Origin of the sequence: Mesorhizobium waimense (assembly GCF_003601975.1) — a bacterium.
GTDB lineage: Bacteria > Pseudomonadota > Alphaproteobacteria > Rhizobiales > Rhizobiaceae > Mesorhizobium > Mesorhizobium waimense.
Genome location: NZ_QZWZ01000034.1, coordinates 41859 through 61820 on the forward strand (window position 1 = coordinate 41859; position 19962 = coordinate 61820).

General features: G+C 58.5%; 19 protein-coding genes. 8 read left to right on the forward strand and 11 right to left on the reverse strand.

Translation table 11 applies throughout. From position 1 onward, the window contains the following. Window positions 1–89 precede the first annotated feature (89 nt). From D3227_RS29915 to D3227_RS29930, 4 genes are all read left to right on the forward strand, one after another. Window positions 90–611 carry a hypothetical protein gene (locus D3227_RS29915; RefSeq protein ID WP_147377712.1) on the forward strand — a complete coding sequence of 174 codons (522 nt, stop codon included), beginning with the start codon at window positions 90–92 and terminating at the stop codon, window positions 609–611. A gap of 156 nt (window positions 612–767) precedes the next feature. Next, window positions 768–1637, forward strand: a complete 870-nt coding sequence (locus tag D3227_RS29920) for a hypothetical protein (RefSeq protein WP_120017816.1) — start codon at window positions 768–770, stop codon at window positions 1635–1637. A gap of 11 nt (window positions 1638–1648) precedes the next feature. Then, a complete protein-coding gene (locus D3227_RS29925) occupies window positions 1649–1849 on the forward strand; it encodes a hypothetical protein (protein ID WP_120017817.1) in 201 nt (66 codons plus the stop codon). A 43-nt stretch (window positions 1850–1892) separates the two neighbouring features. Next, complete coding sequence (locus D3227_RS29930) at window positions 1893–2084, forward strand: hypothetical protein (RefSeq protein ID WP_147377713.1); 192 nt, start codon at window positions 1893–1895, stop codon at window positions 2082–2084. Between the two features lie 37 nt (window positions 2085–2121). On the opposite strand, the gene D3227_RS29935 is transcribed toward D3227_RS29930, so the two are convergent. Next, complete coding sequence (locus D3227_RS29935) at window positions 2122–6009, reverse strand: hypothetical protein (protein ID WP_167480910.1); 3888 nt, start codon at window positions 6007–6009, stop codon at window positions 2122–2124. After that, entirely contained in the window at window positions 5948–7432 is a 1485-nt protein-coding gene (locus tag D3227_RS29945; protein ID WP_147377715.1) for an ATP-binding protein, read from the reverse strand. The genes D3227_RS29935 and D3227_RS29945 overlap by 62 nt, the downstream gene beginning before the upstream one ends. A 287-nt stretch (window positions 7433–7719) precedes the next feature. Here D3227_RS29945 and D3227_RS29950 point away from each other — a divergent pair, with 287 nt between their 5' ends. From D3227_RS29950 to D3227_RS29960, 3 genes are all read left to right on the forward strand, one after another. Further along, window positions 7720–8400: a poly-gamma-glutamate hydrolase family protein gene (locus tag D3227_RS29950; RefSeq protein ID WP_120017822.1), complete on the forward strand. Its 681-nt coding sequence runs from the start codon at window positions 7720–7722 to the stop codon at window positions 8398–8400. Between the two features lie 842 nt (window positions 8401–9242). Beyond that, window positions 9243–9680 carry an ASCH domain-containing protein gene (locus tag D3227_RS29955; protein WP_120017823.1) on the forward strand — a complete coding sequence of 146 codons (438 nt, stop codon included), beginning with the start codon at window positions 9243–9245 and terminating at the stop codon, window positions 9678–9680. Window position 9681: 1 nt separating this feature from the next. After that, complete coding sequence (locus D3227_RS29960) at window positions 9682–11175, forward strand: GNAT family N-acetyltransferase (RefSeq protein ID WP_167480911.1); 1494 nt, start codon at window positions 9682–9684, stop codon at window positions 11173–11175. Here D3227_RS29960 and D3227_RS29965 read toward each other — a convergent pair. After that, a complete protein-coding gene (locus D3227_RS29965) occupies window positions 11172–11672 on the reverse strand; it encodes an ASCH domain-containing protein (RefSeq protein ID WP_120017825.1) in 501 nt (166 codons plus the stop codon). The two genes, D3227_RS29960 and D3227_RS29965, sit on opposite strands and share 4 nt — an antisense overlap. A 122-nt stretch (window positions 11673–11794) precedes the next feature. Between D3227_RS29965 and D3227_RS29970 the strand changes: the two genes are divergently transcribed. Next, the gene (locus D3227_RS29970) at window positions 11795–12337 is read left to right on the forward strand and encodes an ATP-binding protein (protein ID WP_167480912.1); all 543 of its coding nucleotides are present in this window, start codon (window positions 11795–11797) and stop codon (window positions 12335–12337) included. A 192-nt stretch (window positions 12338–12529) separates the two neighbouring features. Here the strand turns inward: D3227_RS29970 and D3227_RS29975 are convergent, their stop codons facing one another. From D3227_RS29975 to D3227_RS30010, 8 genes are all read right to left on the reverse strand, one after another. Then, on the reverse strand, window positions 12530–12940 hold the full coding sequence (locus D3227_RS29975) for a DUF309 domain-containing protein (protein WP_245451927.1): 411 nt from the start codon (window positions 12938–12940) through the stop codon (window positions 12530–12532). Window positions 12941–13425: 485 nt separating this feature from the next. Beyond that, complete coding sequence (locus D3227_RS29980; protein ID WP_120017828.1) at window positions 13426–14772, reverse strand: LLM class flavin-dependent oxidoreductase; 1347 nt, start codon at window positions 14770–14772, stop codon at window positions 13426–13428. A 48-nt stretch (window positions 14773–14820) separates the two neighbouring features. Continuing rightward, window positions 14821–15567, reverse strand: coding sequence for an ABC transporter ATP-binding protein (locus tag D3227_RS29985; protein ID WP_120017829.1), 747 nt, complete (start codon window positions 15565–15567; stop codon window positions 14821–14823). Beyond that, window positions 15543–16424 (reverse strand): ABC transporter permease, encoded by an 882-nt coding sequence (locus D3227_RS29990; RefSeq protein WP_095204548.1) that lies wholly within the window; start codon window positions 16422–16424, stop codon window positions 15543–15545. Before D3227_RS29990 ends, D3227_RS29985 begins: the two co-directional genes overlap by 25 nt. Window positions 16425–16455: 31 nt before the next feature. Next, entirely contained in the window at window positions 16456–17508 is a 1053-nt protein-coding gene (locus tag D3227_RS29995; RefSeq protein WP_120017830.1) for an ABC transporter substrate-binding protein, read from the reverse strand. A 379-nt stretch (window positions 17509–17887) separates the two neighbouring features. Further along, window positions 17888–18247, reverse strand: a complete 360-nt coding sequence (locus D3227_RS30000) for a hypothetical protein (RefSeq protein ID WP_147377716.1) — start codon at window positions 18245–18247, stop codon at window positions 17888–17890. A gap of 361 nt (window positions 18248–18608) precedes the next feature. Further along, on the reverse strand, window positions 18609–19409 hold the full coding sequence (locus tag D3227_RS30005) for a PhzF family phenazine biosynthesis protein (RefSeq protein WP_120017832.1): 801 nt from the start codon (window positions 19407–19409) through the stop codon (window positions 18609–18611). A 280-nt stretch (window positions 19410–19689) separates the two neighbouring features. Next, window positions 19690–19962 (reverse strand): PLP-dependent transferase (locus D3227_RS30010; protein WP_208646480.1); only part of this gene is annotated, 273 nt, incomplete at its 5' end.

A 19962-nucleotide genomic window follows, 5' to 3' on the forward strand; every position in this document is an offset into this window, starting at 1 on the left:
CAGTGATTTCGCGCGTGAGGCGGCTTCGGCAAATCGCGTCGGCCATTAGCGCACCTTTCGGATCAGACGATAGGCGGGCACTAGCATTTGTGACGATAGAGCTCGACAATTTGGTCGTTGTCGGTTTGCGTCAGTACACGAAGAGCTCCTTGCTTCGGAGCCGCACGGCCGCGGGTGCGCGAATTACCGCCACAGTCCAGCCTGTCTCAACTGAGGAAGCCGCCGCCTTCATCTATCGCACGCTTAACCCAAGGGGATATTCCAACCGGGGAAGCCCCTCAAGAATTGTAGAAAGGGATGAGATTACCTTTCGTGATCCGAAGGACACGGAGAAGGTCCTCTTAGAGTATTCTGTCTCAAATCTCCCGAACCTTACCCTTGCTCTATCTCTGAACGCAGAAGTCTTCTCAGAGGCAAAGATTTTCCGACATTTCTTTGCCCACCGTGCAAGGAATACCTATGAGGCCGTTCAGGCTTTTGCCGCCAATTTAGGGATCTTCGCTGTGGACATGCCGGAGCACCTTATTTTGCGAGGGCGGCCAGGCACCGGAGTGCGGTTCTTGGATGGATGGCTAGCCGATGTGGAAATCTTCTTCGACCTCGCTACTTAGTTGCAGCGCTCGACGTGGATCGAGGCGCGCTATATCGGTAACTCAAGCGAAAGCCGCGGGCCATTTTTCTCTACGACCACTTCGAAAGTCCAGCTAACTGAGCGCGCGACCACTGCGTCGGCTTCTTCTGGTCGCGTTCACTGTGCAGAAAGACCAATGCATCACCGAGTCATCGATTTTCTTGAAAAGCGCTACCAGTCCCAACCCGGTCGTCTAAAATACTTCTCCGAACTCTGGGATGCTCATCGCTCCGCTGGCCTCGCAAACAAGCACTTTGCGATGGAGCTCACGAGTGGAGACGGCGCCAAGTTTGCGCAGCGCGTGTGGGAGATGTTGCTCGCCCGCCACCTAGCCGCTTGCGGCCACAACATCACCTCGCGACCAGAGGGACAGCCAGACTTCCGTTTCGAGCACGGGGGCCGTGCCATATGGGTGGAGGCAACCTCTCCTGAACCTGGTCCCGATCTTCCGCGCGGTCTCCCCTTCACCGGTTCGATTGTTCCGCACTCGCAAAGGCTCCTGCGCTGGACGGCTGCATTAGCCGCCAAGTCGAAAAAGGGCGTCGAGTATAGACGCAAGAATGTCGTGAAGCCGGACGATGCCTACGTGATCGCGATCGATGGGGGTCAGCTCGGATGGCATCCGCTAACTCATGGCGCGTCGCAGATGCTGCCTTACGTCGCCGAGGCTTCGCTCGCAATCGGACCTTTGGCGTTTAGAGTGGACGAAGAGACCGGCCGTTTTCTCGGAACGATGGTCACGGTGATGCCTGCGACATTCAATCACAACAATGCGTCAGTTCCGACTGCGGTGTTTTTCGATCCAAATTATTCCCACATTAGTGCATTGATCGGGTGCGTTCCTCCGGAGGTCGCCGTTCCGAAATTGCCCGTTCAGATAGTCTATAACCCATTGGCTGATGTGACTTTGGCGCCCGGTTTGTTTGGCAACGCTGCAGAAGAATGGACCGCGAAGGTCGTGGCAAGAGGCGCCGACTGGCAAGACTGGGATATTATTCGTATATAGGGAAAGCGGTTGTGCGCAGGGCCGAAATCGAAGATGACCTAAAGGAACTTGCCTTCGACTTTCTCTATTATTTCGCTCGCTTCGATTTTGCTCTGAAGGTCAATGGCTATCTCAAAATCCCGATGCCGGTCAGCCCGCAGAGGCAGGGTGGAAACTGTTTCGTGAGCGATGGGAGGGTGACTATCGGATTTCAGAACCAGCCGCCGCGTTGATGGCGGCAAACCCAAAAAGCAGGTCGTGGGCAAGGATGGGACATTGGATTTCAGGCCGGTTGCTTTTGCCGAAGATACCTCCCCGCTGGGGCGGGTCATTATCCTTTGCCAGACTGTACGCAACAACCTCTTTCATGGCGGGAAAAGCGGCCCCGATGGTTGGGAGGGACCCGAACGCACCAAGATGCTGCTATCCATCGTCCTTGTTATTCTCGGAGAGTTGGCTGCAACCTGAGACCTAAATCACGACTACACCGGCTATTATTGACCGATCATGGCTTGAGCGGGAAATAGAGACGATGTCCCGCATGCATGTCCGTGTAGAACGTCAGCCCTTCCCGGCTTCGGGGGTTCGGGAGGGGAAAGATGTTGGCTTTCTCCGGGCGGAGAGCGTCGGTGATGTAGAGAATCCGGTACCGAGCACGACGATCGGCTTTACAAGCTTCTGCGCAGCGATACTCGGTCGGTCCCAGTTCCAGCGACTGGACCGCGCCGGAGCCGGGGGAAGATGTGCTCTTGACCTCAAAGAGCCACCGGGTGCCGCCGTTCATAACCTCGAAATCGTAACCGAGGTTGTCATCGCCCGGCTCACCGCAGATGTGTTTACGATAGTCCGATCTCCAACAGCTCTCGTCGACGATGCGCTTGCCGCCGAATTTCCGTTTCAGCCATGCGAACGCAATGGACTCCCCAAAAAAGCCGATCAAGCTGCGCTCCTCTTCGGTCATCCTGGTGGCTGAACTGCCACCATTTCCTCCTCCGCCACCCCAGCCGCCCGATGGATAAATATTTGGGGCCTGACCCTGGACGGTCCTCGACGCTGTGTTGAGCAGAGTGCCATTTTCCGCAACCAGCGCAGAAATCTGATCGGCCAGACTTCCCATGGCATCGACGCCGAACGTGAAGGTGCCACCACTGTGCGTCATCTGGCGCTTCACGGTTGCGGCGGCGAGCCGATTGCTCTCGTCCAGCTGTCGTTGTGCGACCTTCTCGGCCTCGGTTATTGCGAGTTCGGCGAGCGTCGGCCATCCTTCTGGCCAAAGCGCTGATCGCTTGAGCCACGCAATGATGGTGGTCTCGTTCAGTCGATCGAAATCAGTCCAACCGTGGCTCAGTGCCGCGTTGGTAACGGCGGCCTCGGCTTCCGCTATGCTCGCCCAGCTTTTTCGGATTGCGGTATCCGCGCTTGTTCGTGCCAGCACTGCGATGCGTAGTTCCGGAATCTGGACGCGTAGCAGCTTGAGATTTGCATCGCGGACGGCGTCCAACTGGGAGCGAGGACCCGGTAATTCTGCGCAAGGCTGAACACCGAGGTCTGCCATCCAATTATCGAGCCATTTCTGCATCCGCACTTGGGGCAACTCCGTCTCGGTGATCCCATAATTCGCGGGGAGTGCAAGGCGTGGAGCCGCCCGGGCGGCCACGTAATTTGTAAGGTCTTCGCCTGCGTCGAAGCGCGTCCGAAACGATTGACGGATGCTCTCCCGGATTAGTGGTTCATTCCGAATAAGGAAGGTTGCGAGGGTGGCGACATGACGATCAGTAAGGTCGAGTGGTTCATAGGGCGGACCAAGTGCTGCGAGTTCAGCGTTGAGCTTCGCCAGGTCGATGCGGAGCGACACCGCGATCGCAGCGAGATCCGCGGACTCTCGGCAGCGTCGCACGATTTCCTCATGCCCGACGGGCAGGTGATGGTTCTCTAGCTTCAGCGCGGCAACCACGTCGTCTTCGGTGGCTAGGCCTAGTCCCGGAACAAATCGACTTGCCGCTTCAGGCCCGGCGAAAACAGCGACCAGGGGACGTAGTGTGCGCAGCAGATTCCCAATCGACGCGCGGGCGGCGCCGAGAAACCCCCTTATGTCCTCGATCGGCGCCCCAAGCACAGCGGCATAATCTTCGTAGCTTGAATCCAATGCGCGAGCGCCAAGTTCGGCGGCAAAGGCCAGCAGTGGTTCGCCAATGACGTGAGGTGCGTTCAAGGCGGACCCTATGGCGGGTGCAAGGCCGACCAGAAGTCGATCCGAAGCCGCAAGCGCGTCGGAATAAAGGATGGTGGGCTGAACCACACCACCAATCAGCACTGCCCGATCATGGAAGCGAGGCACCGGGTCGGCTAATTCCCCGACCCGAAGCGACAATGATGCAATCTTACGGACCCGGATGGCGGATAGCCGAGCGAGGGTTTCCTCTGCATTTCCTCTGTAAAAGCTGCTCCGGTATCGCAACGTCAGGGCGAGGACCTGTCGAACCTGGTCGCCAAGCGCTTCCACTATGGTGCGGTCCGTCGGGTCGGGTGTAACCAACCGGCCTTCGGTTTCATATTGTGCTACGATAGCTGAAGCGCGACGGACTGCCCCTGGAAAGTGCTTGGCGAGATAGGCACCAATTTCGCGAGCCCGTGCAGTCGGTGGCTCGATCACGATAGTTGCGGGGTCTGCGCGAGTGCTCGCGGCAACCATCTGCCGATCATCGCCATCGGCAACGAGGAACGGGCCGGCCTCCGGAGCTCGGGGCTTGGCTGCAACAATCCGCCCGCCCCGTCGTCCCAGGAAACGCAATCCTATCGGGGGATCAAGATCGAGGTCGGCTAGTAACCAGGCATCCTGGGCGGCGGCCACCAAACGTTCAGCGTCGGCGGACATCGTCGTTGTTGTCACCAGTTCCCCCGCTGCGGCCAGGAGGCGCCATGCTGCGGATCGAGTCCCGTATTCGGCCAGACCCGCAATGCGCAGAGCGTCGGCGGCGCCCGGATGGCGCGCGAGTTCCTGGCGGAAATCAAGTGCGGCAATCGGCAGGAGGGGTGGCGGTGTCCTACTGTCGGGGCCGGGAAGCCAAGCATCGCGTATTCCGACGACGACCCCGCTTGCGAGCGGAACCCATTCAGCCGCGCGCAGGAAAGCCGCTATCGGCGACGGCCAACTCCGCGTATTTGGGGCATGCTGGTGCAGAGGACGCTGGATAGTGAAACTCAGGATCTCTGGCGATTCGTTGATTAACCTGATCACCTGCTCGGCGTATTCGCGGGCGACGATGGGAGCTAGCGCTTCGTGATCCAACTGCCCGGGCAGACGCATCAGGTTGCTGGCGCTATAGGGCGTCTGTGGATTTGTGACCGCCCAGCCATTCCCCATCGATTCAAGCCACGCTTTGCGTTGACGCTCCGGAAGGCCGCTTCGCTGCGCCAGGGTTGCCTGGAGGTGAGCTGGATATTCCCTTGGTGAAGGGCCGGTGATCACCGGCACTGGACGCAAGATGTCCGTCACGCCCGCCTTCTTTAGGAATACGACCCATTTGTCCCTCTCATTTGGCGCAACCAGCCAGTCGGCATATCGGCGAAGGGATCGGCTTCCATGCTGGTCCAGTTCACCAGAGACACCGATAGCGCGCTCAAAGAGAGCCTCGAGATCTTGACCTCTCGTACCCGGCCACCTCCCGCAGAAGTAGGCGCCAGATGCGCGCGACCAGCCATCCCGGGTTGGCACGAGTGGGTTGATTTCCGCGACCACTCCGTCTGCAGTGTCCTCGGAATTAACGATGCGCATCATCGCGGTGAGTGCCTCCCACCGGAGGCCCTCAGCATCGCGAGTGTCGCCAGGATCGGAGATAGCGATCGACAGAAGCCGCAGGATTTCACGGCTTTCATGCTCACGGACAAGCCCAGAGGCAACGAGAAAGCGTCGGACTGGGTTGTTGCCCTCGATCGAAAGCTCAAGATCGCCATGCATGAACGAGAGTCGTCGTTGCACGGTTTTAGGAAGCCCAACGGGGACATGGCTCGAAACTCCTCGCCGAGGGGGCAGGAATACAGCACTGAGTCGCCGCTTGCGGTTGCCGCGAACCGGTTCCACAGTCTCTGTACGCTCCAGATCGCCGCGGGCAGTCAGCAGAAGCCGGCGTCCCGCCAGCGCGACGTGGTCGTTGCGGAAGAGTTCCGCCAGAGAGCGATAGAACTGGTTCCACTTAGGTATTCCCGATGGTGTTCGGGGCAGACTCTCGGCGACTTGCGCGACAACGTCCGCTCGCTCCATTGGTGAGCAATCGAGTAGGCCCATCCCCTCGACGAAGGATCTTAGGGTGCGAAAACGCGCCGGGCCCAGTTCAGCATCCACGATGGGAAAGCCTGTGTGACGAGCAACCAAGCGGGGGGGAAAGAAAAACATCTCCGTTCCATATCTTTGCCTTCTGGAAAGTTGCCCAATCCTCACTCCTGCCGAGCACAGGGACGGTGGGAACCAGGGGAACGGCGGAGGTGAGCACACGCTCGCGCATCGCAGCGTCGGTCTTGTTCCAAAGCACGAGGTCGAGCACGGCTTGCCTTGCCTCGCTGCGCGAAAGGCTAGTCAGCGCGAGTGCCGCTGCATCCAGGGCGAGCTGCCGAGCTGTGTCGAGCAGGAAGGTGTTCACCTCTACTCCATCCTGCACACGAAGGCGGTCTAGCGTCGCAAAGAACGGCGCGTCGAGATACCCTGAGAAGGGTGCCTTCGCACCTTCGCCCATCGGCAAGAAATTGTAGAGTCGCGGTTCCAGTGGATCGCCGTGCGCTGCTACCGCTATCGAGACAATTGCATCTCCCGTCCAGTCTTCCCATGCTTCGGGCAATGCTTCCGCAGCAATGTCCCGGAGGATGATGTCGAGCATCGTTTGATGGGGGACGGTCTTTTCGGCGACAATGAAGGATCGAATGCCACAACGTGCTTTCAGTAGGCGGGTGTCATCAAGAACCTGCAGCACCTCGCAATGGCGTTCGAGAACGGTCGCCGCGATGGTAGGATCCATCGATACGCTCAGTTCCTTGATCCGTGGTAGAAAAAGCTGGACCGGAGGTGTCTGGGCGCTCAGCAGTGCCAACTGACGCTGGACTGCGGTAAGCGCATCATCACTCTTGAGGGGTAAGCGAATGACTGTGACAAAACGCTCGGAGGCAAGTTTCTGAACTGCGACAGGAAAGGAGGAAGCCGGACAGGCAAGGTAGAGCCGCGGCATGCTGGCAATAATCTGATCCGCGTGATCACCGAGTTCTTCGGTCTCAAGAAAAGTCCGCAATGTCCCGTCAGCGGCGAAACCGAAGCAGTAGCCATCGAATGTGCCTGATGTGTCGGAGAGGCGGGAATAAACCTCCGGGTGGGAAGAGACCTGAAAGACGCTGAGGAAACCGACACCCTTGTTGCCGATTGCTTCGTTGACATTTTTCGTGGTGAGGGTCGGACTGCAAAGCGCATCGAAATTTCGTTGAGCAAATCCGGCTCCTTCATTGGCGACGTAGAGAGTGCCGCAGGCTCCCTCATTGGGATCGAGCGCGATCCGAATCCGACCGGGCGGTGCGCCGGCAGGATGAGCATCGTGGGCATTCTGTAAAAGCTCGACGACAACGCGGTCGCGATAGCTGTCAGATACCCTTTCGCACATACCCTTGAGGTCCCGGTACACACGCAACTGGGGCTTCGATAGGAAGTGCTGGATCCGTTCGAGTGTTTCCCTCCGAATATGTTCGTGAGGTGAAACTGGGCCGGCTATTGCTTCGGTGTTCGCGACTCGCCCGAGAAGTGAATCCCTTCCATCGATCACGGCATCACTAAAAGCCACGCTGCAGCCTCCCACTTATGCGCTCCGTCCACGCTCCCGGGTCTTCGATTGCGCGACAGGCATGCAGTTCTTGTTCTAGATGCCCGCGTCACTTCTTTGCGTCGCAGCAGACGTTCGTCGGACCTTTACATCCTTGACCTTCAATGCGGGACAAGTTCCACATGCGGCACATGCGTTATCCCCCACATAGGTGGCTTGGGCCGGAAACGGATGTCAAAAGGGCCGTTGCAGATCGGGCTGGTGGCCGTCGTTCTCGCGGTGGGCGATAAAATAGACACGGGGCAGCAATGAAACGATCTCCACGCATCGACCAGAAGCCGAAGGACGACGAATACATATCATTCGCCGATCTGGCAGCCCATAAGAAGCAGGGTGTCGACTACAATTTCTCGGTTCTGGATCGAGCTTCGGCGGTAGCGATCGTCGCGCCGCATGGCGGCTGGATTGAGTACGGCACGTCTCAACTGGCCACTGCAGTTGCGGGAGATGATTTCTCGCTCTACCTGTTTGAAGGACTCAAGGCGGAACGACCGCATCGCGAGCTGCATATCGGATCCGAATATTTTGACGAAGACCGATGTGTTCAGCTGGTCACCAAAGCCCAGATCGCCATCGGCATGCACGGACGCGCGGACGGCGACGACGCAGAGACGATTTGGCTCGGCGGCCTGGGCAAAGAGTTGCGCGACGCAACTGCGCTGGCTCTAGAAAACGTGGGCTTCAAGGCCATCACGTCCGGCCATCGCCTTGCCGGCGAGCACAAGAACAACATCTGCAACCGCGGAAAAGGCCAAGCGGGCGTGCAGATCGAGCTGCCAAAAACGTTGCGGGACACCCTGGTCGCAGATGCCGTACGCCTCGCGCTGTTTTCCGGCGCGGTCCGCAAGGCAATTTCGGATCATCTCGCAAAAGCGCAGAATAAGAATCCCGTATGGGCGTTCAAATCGAAACCGCGACAAATTGGTTGAGCTGAACTACCGGCTTGAACCCAATGCCTGCAGGGAGAAGGTCGCCCAGCGGCTAAACGTTTGCCCGCCACCACTACGCCAGCCAGCCGCCCAATCGCCGTTCGCCATTTATACTCTGAAAGACGCATAATTGGCAGTGTGGTATGCCGTCCAGAATTATCTGTCGTCGGTGAAACTCCGAGTCCAGAATTATCTGTCGTCGGCCGGACTGCTAAGTGGCTGATATCCAGCCGCTTTCGCCCGAAGAGGTTCCCAATGCCTTTCGTACAACAGGTTACCAATGTGGCCCAACGACAATCAATTCCCAACTGGGGCTAATGAGCTGTTTTCATTGAGCTTATTGCGACCTCGATTGGGAACCTAAGGCACCCCAACAGGCGGATTGGTAACCCACAGCGACAGGTTTGGTAACCCTTATCGAGTGAGTCCCCCTCGCACCTCTCTGCGGATTCCATGGGCCGCCAGCGGGCGGGCTCGCGTGAGACATGCCTGCCACGCTGCAACCGTCTCGGGTTGACTCCGAAGTCCCGCTTAATTCCGGACAACGACAGATAATTCTGAACGCCACAGTTGCAGCGTCGGGGTGGCCTACTGCTCCGTTATATCAACGTCGGACAATTGGCAGCGCCTGCGATTCCAGCCGCGACGACACGCATTCCAACTCGCCCGAAACCATGCATGCCTCGCTCAGTGGCCGATATGCTTCCCAATATCTTCCAACAACTTGATAGCGCACTGCCCCAGCGGGTTGAGCTACGGGGTCGGCTTCAGACTCGACATCACAGGCAGGGCATGCCAGCACAATCACCCGCAAGTTTTGCAAAAAAACTGAAAGCCGTTTCATGTCTACGCTTGACCTTTTCCGGCACGATTTCGTGCTCAGCATCAAACCGGAATACGCGGTGCCGATCGTCATGGGAACAAAGACGGTCGAATTGCGGCGTCGTTTTCCTTATGGGACGGTCACCGGCGCCCGCATATACGTTTATGCGACGGTGCCGATTCAAGCCGTCATTGGCTATGCAACGATTTCGACTGTGGAACAGCATCCGGTCGAGCGAATCTGGGAATTGTACCAATCAGTCGCAGGCATCAAGCGGGGAGACTTTGACGAATATTATGCAGAGCGTTCCAGCGGGTTTGTAATCCATTTGATCAAGCCGACCCCGCTCGAAGAGGCCATTCCGTTAGCGGTGCTGAAGGAAAGGCTCGATTTCACACCTCCCCAATCCTTTGCCTATGCTGACGATCGCTTCCGTCAGCTCGTTCTTGGTAGCTGACATGAAAATCCTGCTCGACACGAACATCATCATTCATCTCGAAGACAACAAGGAGGTCAGCGAGCAGTTTTCCGACCTTATCCGGCAGTGCAGTGAGCACAGCATAGGGGTCTTCGTACACCCGGCTTCCATAGAGGACATCAAGCGGGACAACGATGCCGCGCGGCGCAAGGTCACACTCAGCAAGGTCAGAAAATTCCAGCAGCTCGAAAACGTCCTGTCGCCGCCTGAGGCCAAGCTTGCCAAGCTCTACGGCCCGCTCAAGAAAGCCAATGACGTCTGCGACGCAAAAATGCTTCACGCGGTCGACAAGGGGATCGTGGACGTCTTCATTACCGAGGACGACCGCCTGCACCGTCGGGCAAAGCTGGTCAACCTGAGCAACCAAGTGCTGACCGTGGCAGAAGCTCTTGTTTGGCTTAAGCGCTTGTACGGAGTCGAAAGGGTCTTCTTGCCCACGGTCCAAGACGTCAAAGCGTATAACGTCAATTTCGAAGACCCGATCTTCACCACCCTAGCCGCTGACTATGGCAGGAAGAAGTTTGCCGAGTGGACCTCCAAATGTGAAAAAGAACATCGCGATTGCTGGGTCGTCATGGACGGAGCCGACCTAGCTGGCCTCGTTATACGCAAGAATGAAACCCATGCTGAGGCGGGAACTAGGAATCTTGGCCCGAAGATTCTAAAAATCTGCACTTTTAAGGTAGCCGACGGCCACCATGGGTTTAAGATCGGCGAGCAGTTGCTCAAACAAGTGCTATGGCATGTGCAGCGCAATCGCTATGACCTTACGTATCTGACTGTCTATCCCAAGCAGGAAGCACTGATCCGGCTGATAGAGGAATACGGTTTCAGGCACACGCTCGACATGCCCAATGGCGAGCAGATCTATGAAAAAGTTGTCAAGCGCGGAGCCCTGAAACGAGCGGCAGGGCAAACTGCCCTTGAGGCCGCTCGTGAGCACTATCCACGCTTCTGCGATGACGCGGTGGTAAGCAAGTTCGTCATTCCGATTAAGCCTGGCTATCATGCTAAGCTATTTCCGGAGGTCACGGCGCCCCCTGCCGGCACCACAGGCGTCGGCGCAAAGCCCGGCAATACCGTCAAGAAGGTCTATATCTGCAACACGCCATCCAACCAGATGGAGCCTGGCGACCTGATCTTTTTCTACATGACCAAATCGACTGGCTATGGCTCTCAATCGCTGACCAGCTTAGGGGTCGTTGAATCAGTCCGGATTACTTCGGATGTGCACGAACTCCGCCGCTGGACCGCAAAACGCTCGGTCTTCACTGATGCCGAGCTAGGCGCTTGGGTCACCAAGCCGCTCAAGGTCATAGACTTTCTTTTGATCGGACATCTAGAACCGACTCTCGATCGAGGGTTCCTGAATTCGGAGAACGTGATCAATGCCTGGCCACAATCGGTCACGAAGCTGAGCTCGACCGCTTACAAAAACCTCAAGCCTATGCTGAACCTCGGGTTCAAATTCTAGACGGATAGCATCTCGGCGGTTGCGTGCCTGATGTGGGCGTTCCGGTGGGGGCCCATCTGGATCAGGCTGAAATTGTAGATGCAGACGACGTCCGCCGGAGCCAGTTGGCCATAGAATGACTCAAGCGTGTCGATGAGTTCTTCTTTCGAATTAAACCCATCGGCCAGAGCGTCATCTTCGGTCAAATCGTCAACCTGCTCATATCGAACGCCGTGCAGGGCAAGATCGGCCATGCACCGGGCTTCGCCGTGGTGCTGGCCCTCTTCGAGCGCATAAAGCGGCAGAATCGAGCCCGCAGGATATTCAACCGCATTCTTGTCGAAGCGGATGGTCGTGCACTTCTCGCGCCGCAGAACTTTGGTGGCCAGATGAGCAGCCATCACGAAACGGCGTCGAGCGACGGAAGGGATATCAGGATACTCCTGAGCAAGCTGGGTGCGTAGCTGTTGAAGGCATTCCTCGATGCCGGCGGCCGTGTCCTGAAACTGGAAATTCATTGCTATTCCTATCTTAGGAAGAAAGTCTAGCTTAGCGACAACGAACACCAAACAGCCTGTCAGCGAATTCCCCTAAAAACTTTCGGGCTATGGCGTCAGAGTGTTCGAACTGGAGGATTGAAATGCGGATCACCGCAGTGTTCGGCATCTCGGGCGTAGGCAAGTCTCGGCTTATTGGCCAACTGGCCGAACAGCACGACATCATCCGCGCCTCCGCCAGTGCCCTAATGGCTGAAGCCAAATCTGGCCAGTTGGCTCGGCCCGTCGGAAGCGAAGAACTCCGAACCGGCAATGTTGTCGATAATCAGGCATTTCTAATTGCAGCCTTTGCGGCGCTGCGCTTGCGCGAAAGCCGCGACATTGTGTTCGATGGCCACAACGTCATCGATACTGACGAAGGCCTGGTGGATATTCCGTTTGAGGTGATTGAGGCGCTCCATCTGACAGCGATCGTGGTGATTGTCGATGACCCATTCGAAATCGCGAGGCGCCGACAGTCAGATACAGGCCGTTCCAGGCCAGCCCGGACAGCGGAGAACCTTGCGAACTATCAGGAACGAGTCGTTAGCATTGCCAGGGACTATGCCGCACGGCTCTCTGTTCCGTTCATCACGGTCAGATCAGGCGACGCCGCCAACTTCACCGCCGCGCTAGTCGACACTTAGTCGCGGACGGGCGGCAGAAATGTGCCTACCAGCTTCAAAAGCCGCCGGACAGCTTGGCCGAATTCTGCCCTTCAACGAAATTCGCAAAAAACGCACGGCGGTGCTGAGCGGCGTTAATGCTTTGACCTCGAAAAGTCGCATAAATGGCAGACTGGAACAGAATTGAGTTCACTGCGCCAGTATCTTTGCCGCTTACGAGCCGAGGACGAAATCAAACACCGGTTGAGGCCGACCAAGTGGCACGTCCCGCAACGCAGCGGGGACCCTTGTTGCTGCTTCGGCATAGTCGGCGAGAATTGCTGGCGGGAGGCCAAGCGCGTTTTCGACAATATGTTCCGACGGGCCGTTCAATCGACGAAACAGCATTGCGGCGCGCTGAGAGTGGCGCACCGCTGCAGCAGTTTTGCCCTCACGTATCTTCACGCCGGCTGCCGACAACAGGATCAATGCTTTAAAGAACACGCGAGAAGGGCCGCCTCGGTCCGCAACCTGCCAGAGACCTTCCCAAGCCTCATGTGCTTCCCAGTAATAACCATGATTGAAGAGGTCGAGGCCCCAGAGGAATGGATCTGAGCCAAGCGACGCATCTGCGGTGACCGGCATCGGCTCGACACGATAGCTATGTCCAGCGGGATCGCGGACGGGATGCGGATGCCTGCCCGGCAAGTACGCGTAGGCTGGAAACCCCTTTTCCGGCAGGTGCCGAGGACGCGATGTCGAGCCAGTGGCCATATAGCATGGTATCATAGGGATGGCGCGGTCCGGTACGTGTATTGCCCGGCGGTTGGCGACAATGTGGAAAGGCCGGCGCGTCGCAGCGATCGAACCGAAATTCTGAGGACGCGGCCCGTACTGCCGTTTGATCCTGTCGTCGGTTTCGACCTCACCCTGACGAGGTTCGGTACTCGCCTGCCCTTCCTGTCGGCGACGCGGCTGGCGCCAAGGCCTTGATGCTGTGACCGCGCGCCGCGCATTGCGGGCAATGGCAACGAAGGACCACAAGACGGCTCAGACCCTCATGCTGAGGCTGAAGACTTTTCAGCGAACCCCGAAAAAGGAAACAACAGGTCTTCGGTCTTCATGATGCATCAAGCGGTCGCCCTTTGCAGTCCGCTGAATGTATTTTGCGGACGCGGCAGACCGAAATGGTCCCGTAGCGTTGCCCCGTCATAGTCGTGCCGGAAAAGTCCGCGCCTGCGCAAGATCGGCACCACCTCCTCGGCGAATATGTCGAACCCGCCCTGTAGATAGGGCGGCATGATATTGAAGCCGTCCGCGGCACCATTGTCGAACCATTCCTGGATTTTGTCGGCGATCTGTTCGGGTGTCCCGGCCTGGACCCAATGCCCGCGCGCCCCGGCGAGGCGGTGCAGCAACTGGCGGATGGTTGGATTCTCGCGCTCAATGATGTCAAGTACGACGTGGAAGCGGCTGCTTGCGCCGCGCTCGCCCTCAACGCGGATGAGCTCGCGCGGAAATGGCCCGTCTAGATCGTAGCCGGAAAGGTCGGCGTCTACGATGCGGCGTAGCTGGTGAAGAGAGTATTCCGGCTGCGTCAGCTCATTGAACTCGTCATGCAGTGCCCGAGCTTCCGCCGCGGTTGAACCGATGAAGGGACTGATGCCGGGCAAGACCTTGACGTGATCAGGGTTGCGGCCAACCGACTTCACGCGCGCTTTGATATCAGCGTAAAATTCCTGCGCGTTGCCGAGTGTCTGATGGGCTGTAAATATCGCCTCGGCATAGCGGCTTGCGAATGATCGTCCGTCTTCCGATGAACCCGCCTGGACGTAGACCGGACGGCCCTGTGGTGAGCGCGGAAGCGTGAGCGGGCCCTTCACCCGATGATATTTGCCGATGTGATTGATTGAGTGGATCTTGTCAGTGTCGGCAAAAATTCCAGAGTCCCGGTCCGAGACGAGCGCGTCGTCCTCCCAACTGTCCCAGAGCTTGGTCACCACATCAACGAATTCGCCGGCGCGCTCGTAACGGTCGGCATGGGTTGGATGTCGGTCAAAGCCGAAATTCAACGCGGCGGACGCATCACCCGTCGTGACGATGTTCCAACCGGCGCGCCCGCCGCTCAGATGATCGACCGAAGCGAACAGCCGGGCGAGGTTATAGGGTTCGTTGTAGGTGGTCGAGGCGGTCGCGATGAAGCCGATGCGTTGCGTCACGGCGGCAAGCGCCGAAATCCAGGTCAGCGGCTCAAGCCTGAAGCGGCTTGCGTAACGGATGTTGTCGGCGAGCGCCGGCCCATCGGCAAAGAACAGCGCGTCGAACTTGCTCGCCTCGGCCTTTTTCGCCAGTTCCTGATAATAAGCGATGTCCAGCACTCTCTCAGGGGCGGAATCCTTGTAGCGCCAGCCGGCTTCATGATGGCCGCCAGGATAGATGAAAAGATTGAGCTTCAACTGTCGTGATTCGGCGGGCATATGTGGGTCCTCTTGGGTGGTGACTCTGAGCGACAGGTTTTCGACCGGTCAGACCGGCAGCACAGGCTTCGTCTCGACGCCGAGATGACGCAGAAGTTCGGAGCGAACCTCGCCGAACCGGCGATCGCCATGATCGCGTGGCGTTGGGATATCGATTGCGATGTCGGCGACGATCCCGCCCTTGTCGAGAACCAAAACCCGGTCCGCCAGCGTCACGGCTTCGTCAACGTCATGGGTGACCAATAGGACCGCCGGTTGGTGACGGGCACAAAGCTGACGCAGCAGATCGTGCATGCGCAGGCGGGTCAGCGCGTCGAGTGCGCCGAACGGCTCGTCCGCCAGCAGCAGTTCGGGATCACGGACCAGCGAGCGCGCCAATGCCACCCGCTGCTGCTCGCCACCAGAGAGCTCGACCGGCCAAGCGTTCTCACGGCCGCCCAGGCCAACTTCTTCAAGAGCTGCCCGTCCGCGTTTGGCTGCGTCCGGTAGGTTGAGCCCAAGCATCACATTCTCCAGCACTCGTTTCCATGGCAACAGTCGGGCATCCTGGAACACCACCGATTTCTTATCGGGCGTTTCGAGCCGGCCGGACCCGGAAACTTTGTCGTCGAGATCCGCGAGCGCGCGCAACAACGTACTCTTGCCCGATCCGCTCCGGCCGAGAAGGGCGACGAACTCCCCCTTGTCGATGTCGAGGCTGAGCCCGTCGAGAATAGTTCGTAGCCCGAAGCTTCTGATAAGGCTTTCGACCCGCACGACGGGCGCGCCGCTCAATCCGCCAAGGTGCGACGCCATGACAGCGACCTTTCCTGGAAGAAGCTGACGATGCCGTCTGAGGCGAGACCGAGCAGGGCGTAGAGGACGAGGCCGACGATGACGATGTCGGTCTGGCCGTAGTTGCGTGCGAGATCGATCATATAGCCGATGCCGCTCGTGGCATTGACCTGTTCGACCACCACCAGGGACAGCCAAGCATAGGTCACCGCGAAACGCAGGCCCAGGAAGAAGCCGGGCAGGGCGCCTGGCAGGATGACCTCGCGGATGAATTCGCCATAGCCCATTCGCAAGGTCTGGGCCAATTCGACGTAGCGGCTATCTATGCTGCGCAAGCTGCTGTGGGTCTGGATATAGATCGGGATCAGGACAGCCAGCGCGATCGTCGTCACTTTCATTCCCTCGCCTATGCCGAACCACAGCATCAGTAACGGGATCAGGGCGAGCGTCGGGATCGCCCGCTTGATCTGAACGGGACCGTCAATGATCGCCTCGCCAAGCCGGGACAACCCTGAAATGAGGGCAAGCACGGTCCCGATCAGTACGCCGAACACCAGCCCCTGCGCCGCCCGCCAGGCAGACGTCATCAGATGACCCTGAAGCTTGCCTTCTGCGATAAGATCGACGGCGGTGCCGACAACCGACCAAGGCGCCGGCAGCGTTCTTGGATCGATCAGGCCGGCGACACTGCCGATGGACCAGACCACAAGAAGAAGTGCGGGCCCAATCAGCGCGCCAAACGGGATCGCACGCCCAAGCGCCAGGCGGCGCCTCGTCCCGGTCTTGCGGGGCTTTACGGCGGGCGGGATCAACGCCCTTTCATCAGATGCATACCCAATGGTGGGCGCAACCGCGGCGGGGTGTGAGAATGCGTTCATCTGCGTCGTCTCCAGTCTTTAGAAACGGGCGTCATGACGCGTTCAGCGCATTTGTGGCGATCTTCTCGAAGCGCCTGTCGAAAAGATCCTCGGCCTTGATCGGGGGCCTGTTCAGTTCCCGGTCCAGGAGATCGATCGTCGCCTGCTGGCGCGCGATCACGTCGTTCCAGTCGAGCGGGATGTCGAACTGGCCATCGGCATTGACGAGATACTGGCCATCTTCGCTGTCGAGGCCCTGGGTGGCGACATAGTAGCCTTGGATCCACTCTTTCGGATGCTCCTCCACCCATCGGGTCGCAAGTGCCCAGTAGCGCACATACTCGCCGAGCGCGGCAGCTTTGGCCGGGTCGTCCAGCACCGACTGCGGGGCATAGAGGTGGGCTGGATCGTCGCGCAAGCCATGCGGGATGGTGGTAGCGCCGTCGGCACCATACTGGTGCAGATAGTGCTTGATGAGGACGCCCCAGATCGGCGCGACATCGACTTGCTTGCTGGCAAGTGCCACCGGATAGGCATCGCCGTTGCTGGGCAGTTCGATGAGATTGACATCCTCCTTTTTCAGGCCGGCGGCCTGCAGCACCCTCAGCACCAGCGCGCCCTGCGCCTGACCCGGGCTGAAAGCAATCCGTTTGCCGCGCAAGTCCGCGAGCGTCCTGACCTCGACGCCGGGTGCAATGCCGAGTTGATAAATCGGGTGCGCAAGCGGATCCTTGCGGAACTTCGCGGCAATGATCTTGACCTTGAGCCCGGTCCAGGTCGCGTGGATGGGCGGAATGTCGGCGACCGATCCAACGTCCAACGCATTGGCGCGAAAAGCTTCGATTGTCTGTGGACCACCGCTGATATTGGCCCACTCGACCTTGAACGGCAGTTGATCGATCAGACCCGAGAGTTCCAGCGCCCTTTGCGTCTCGGGATCGCCGATGCGCAGCACGGTGCCCTCCGGGATTTCGGTCGGCAGTTTACCCGCGTCTGAACTACCCGCCTGAGCCCCGAAAGGCGAGGAAGAAGCGACCAAGGTCACCGCAAAAGCGGCCACGAGGGCGCCAAACCTTCTTCTCGAAAATCTCTCCACAGCTACCATCCTCGTCTTGCTCCAATTTGGAAATGGCTTTCTACTTTCGCTGTTTATTATGTCTATCAATTTTGTAGACGATAAAGTATCGGATGCTGTTCTTTGCCGCCGGAGGGAAACGCTGTTCGCCTCCGATGCCCATTTGAGGGCATGCGTCGCTCGACAGAGGCGGGAGGGGCCGCCGCGGCAATCACTGAGTTCGAGCGGCAGCAGGGAGTGCCGTCGAGTACGCGCGTTCGCAGCTGGATGAGGAGATGAACGCCGCGCGGAGTCCATTGCATCTGTTGTTTCTTGGCGAAACGCTTGGCGATCACCTGATCGACAGTTGACTCGGCGAAGGCGGTCGAAACCACCTCTCCATAGTGGTGCCGCTCTGTGAAGTTCGGGATCAGATCGGCGTTGTTGTCGATGTAGCGGCTGAATCCGACGGATACCGGCGCAGCTTGCGCACCTCTGGCGGCGGATCGGCGATGAGATCAAACCCGTCGGTGAAGTCCTCAACGAGGATGAGCGCCCGACCGACGTTGCCGTGCCAAAGGTGGTGTTTCACGCTTTCGAGGGTCGCAACGGCGGCGGGCGCTGCAGCGGTGAGCGGCGGCGGTAGGCCGCGCGCCATCTGTTGGAGCACTGTGATGCGCATGGCAATGTGGAAATAGTCGAGAACGTGCTCCGCGTTGGGGCGCATGTAATATTGGAGGTCTCGCAGATTGCAGGCGCCATCCGACATGAAGGTCACCTCCTGGTTCATCGCGATGCCCGGATTGACCAACAGCTCGTGTAAACGGCGCCTTGGCTTTTCGTCGTGCCCGGCCACAAAGCCAAAGCGCCGTGCCGCCCCATCCTCGGGCACGGATTTGCCGACGATCCCCTCGAAATTGGTCGGTCTGTTGGTCTAACTGCGCACGTAGCCGCCACCGATGCCGATCGTCACGGGCGGTCCGGGGATCGGCATCTTGTTCCATTCGGCCTGGCATCCGCTCGCGAACGTCGCCTGCTTGGGGCCGAGTTCGGCTTCGAGACGCTCGGCGAGCCGACGAGACCCCCAGCTTTTTCATGCGCCCGGGCTGCTTCGGACAGAACACGTCTGACGCCAGATCAACAGCCTTGCATTAAGCAGCATTGGGAATAGAAATTTCCGCCTCCATGAAGGTCACAGCATTCCCACTCAGGAAAACACGATCTTTAGTCAATTCGCAGACGAGCCAACCCCCACGGGCCGACGCCTGATAAGCTAAGAGCTTGTCGCAACCCAACCGCTTCGCCCAATAGGGAACAAGTGTGGCATGGATCGACCCCGTAACCGGGTCTTCGGGTATACCTGCACCTGGCGCGAAGTAGCGGGACACGAAGTGTGCCTTCGCGCTCTCGGCCTCCTGCCCCGTCACAACCAGGCCTACAGGGCCGAGGAGCGCAATCGCAGCGAGGTCGGGAACGAAGTTGCGTACAGCATCCGCACTGCCAAGATCGGCAAAGATGTTCTCGAAGTTGCGAAAGATGTGGACTGGCGGAGTTTCAAAAGCACCTGCGATTTCCTCCGGCAGCGCGTCCAAAGTTTCTGGCGCCAGGCGAGGAATATCCAGTCGGTATCCATGCTGGGCCCTCGAGACCCGGAGTTCACCAACGTGTGTGTGAAAGACAAGTGGCGCGTCGGCCTTGGCATAGGTCAGCAATACATGTGCAGTTGCAAGGGTAGCGTGACCGCAGAAATCGACCTCATGGGCGGGTGCAAACCAACGTAAATCCCATTCTCCATCGGGCCGCGCTTTGGCAAAGGCTGTTTCAGCCAGGTTATTTTCCCGTGCGATCGCAAGCATCAGGTCGTCCGAAAGCCAGCCCTCCAGGATAAGAACGGCGGCGGGGTTTCCTGAAAAAAGCCGGTCGGTGAAAGCATCGACTTGATACATGCGCATAGGCTACTCCTTGCTTCGATTGGCAGACCCTAATGTGATGACCGAACTTCCGCCCGAAAGCTGCCCGAAGCCGCCTTCAGCCGGAACGATGCAAATCGACCAAAGAGCTAAGCATTTTGCTCAACCTGCTGCCGTCCTGGTCTCACATCTCACAGATAATCCAATTGCAAACACTGCGTTGCCGGAACTGCTATCGGCTCTGAAGCGCGGCCAATTCCGAAGGCGTGAATTGCTCGCGACAAGCAATTCACAGCGCATTCGAAATTGCGTTCGACCGCCGTCAGGCCTGAGCGAACGTTTCATCGAGGGCGCTTTCGATGTCTGCGATGAGGTCCTCTGGATCTTCAAGACCGATCGAGAGCCGCAGATGCCCGTACTTCTGGAAGTTGGGCGGATAGCGATCCGAGCCGCCGCGGCCGCTGCCGTCCACGTGCACGATCAGGCTCTCGTCGTGACCGAGCGAGACCGCCGAGGTAATTACCTTCAGATTTGCAACAAACCGATTTTGAGTGTCGGGATCGCCTTCGACCGCGAAGGCCATCATCGCGCCATA

Coding starts and splice junctions, on each gene's coding strand:
- D3227_RS29920 (WP_120017816.1), top strand. CDS start 768: ATGCATCACCGAGTCATCGATTTTCTTGAAAAGCGCTACCAGTCCCAA.
- D3227_RS29935 (WP_167480910.1), bottom strand. CDS start 6,009: ATGTTTTTCTTTCCCCCCCGCTTGGTTGCTCGTCACACAGGCTTTCCC.
- D3227_RS29950 (WP_120017822.1), top strand. CDS start 7,720: ATGAAACGATCTCCACGCATCGACCAGAAGCCGAAGGACGACGAATAC.
- D3227_RS29955 (WP_120017823.1), top strand. CDS start 9,243: ATGTCTACGCTTGACCTTTTCCGGCACGATTTCGTGCTCAGCATCAAA.
- D3227_RS29960 (WP_167480911.1), top strand. CDS start 9,682: ATGAAAATCCTGCTCGACACGAACATCATCATTCATCTCGAAGACAAC.
- D3227_RS29965 (WP_120017825.1), bottom strand. CDS start 11,672: ATGAATTTCCAGTTTCAGGACACGGCCGCCGGCATCGAGGAATGCCTT.
- D3227_RS29970 (WP_167480912.1), top strand. CDS start 11,795: ATGCGGATCACCGCAGTGTTCGGCATCTCGGGCGTAGGCAAGTCTCGG.
- D3227_RS29975 (WP_245451927.1), bottom strand. CDS start 12,940: ATGCCGGTCACCGCAGATGCGTCGCTTGGCTCAGATCCATTCCTCTGG.
- D3227_RS29980 (WP_120017828.1), bottom strand. CDS start 14,772: ATGCCCGCCGAATCACGACAGTTGAAGCTCAATCTTTTCATCTATCCT.
- D3227_RS29985 (WP_120017829.1), bottom strand. CDS start 15,567: ATGGCGTCGCACCTTGGCGGATTGAGCGGCGCGCCCGTCGTGCGGGTC.
- D3227_RS29990 (WP_095204548.1), bottom strand. CDS start 16,424: ATGAACGCATTCTCACACCCCGCCGCGGTTGCGCCCACCATTGGGTAT.
- D3227_RS29995 (WP_120017830.1), bottom strand. CDS start 17,508: ATGGTAGCTGTGGAGAGATTTTCGAGAAGAAGGTTTGGCGCCCTCGTG.
- D3227_RS30000 (WP_147377716.1), bottom strand. CDS start 18,247: ATGAACCAGGAGGTGACCTTCATGTCGGATGGCGCCTGCAATCTGCGA.
- D3227_RS30005 (WP_120017832.1), bottom strand. CDS start 19,409: ATGCGCATGTATCAAGTCGATGCTTTCACCGACCGGCTTTTTTCAGGA.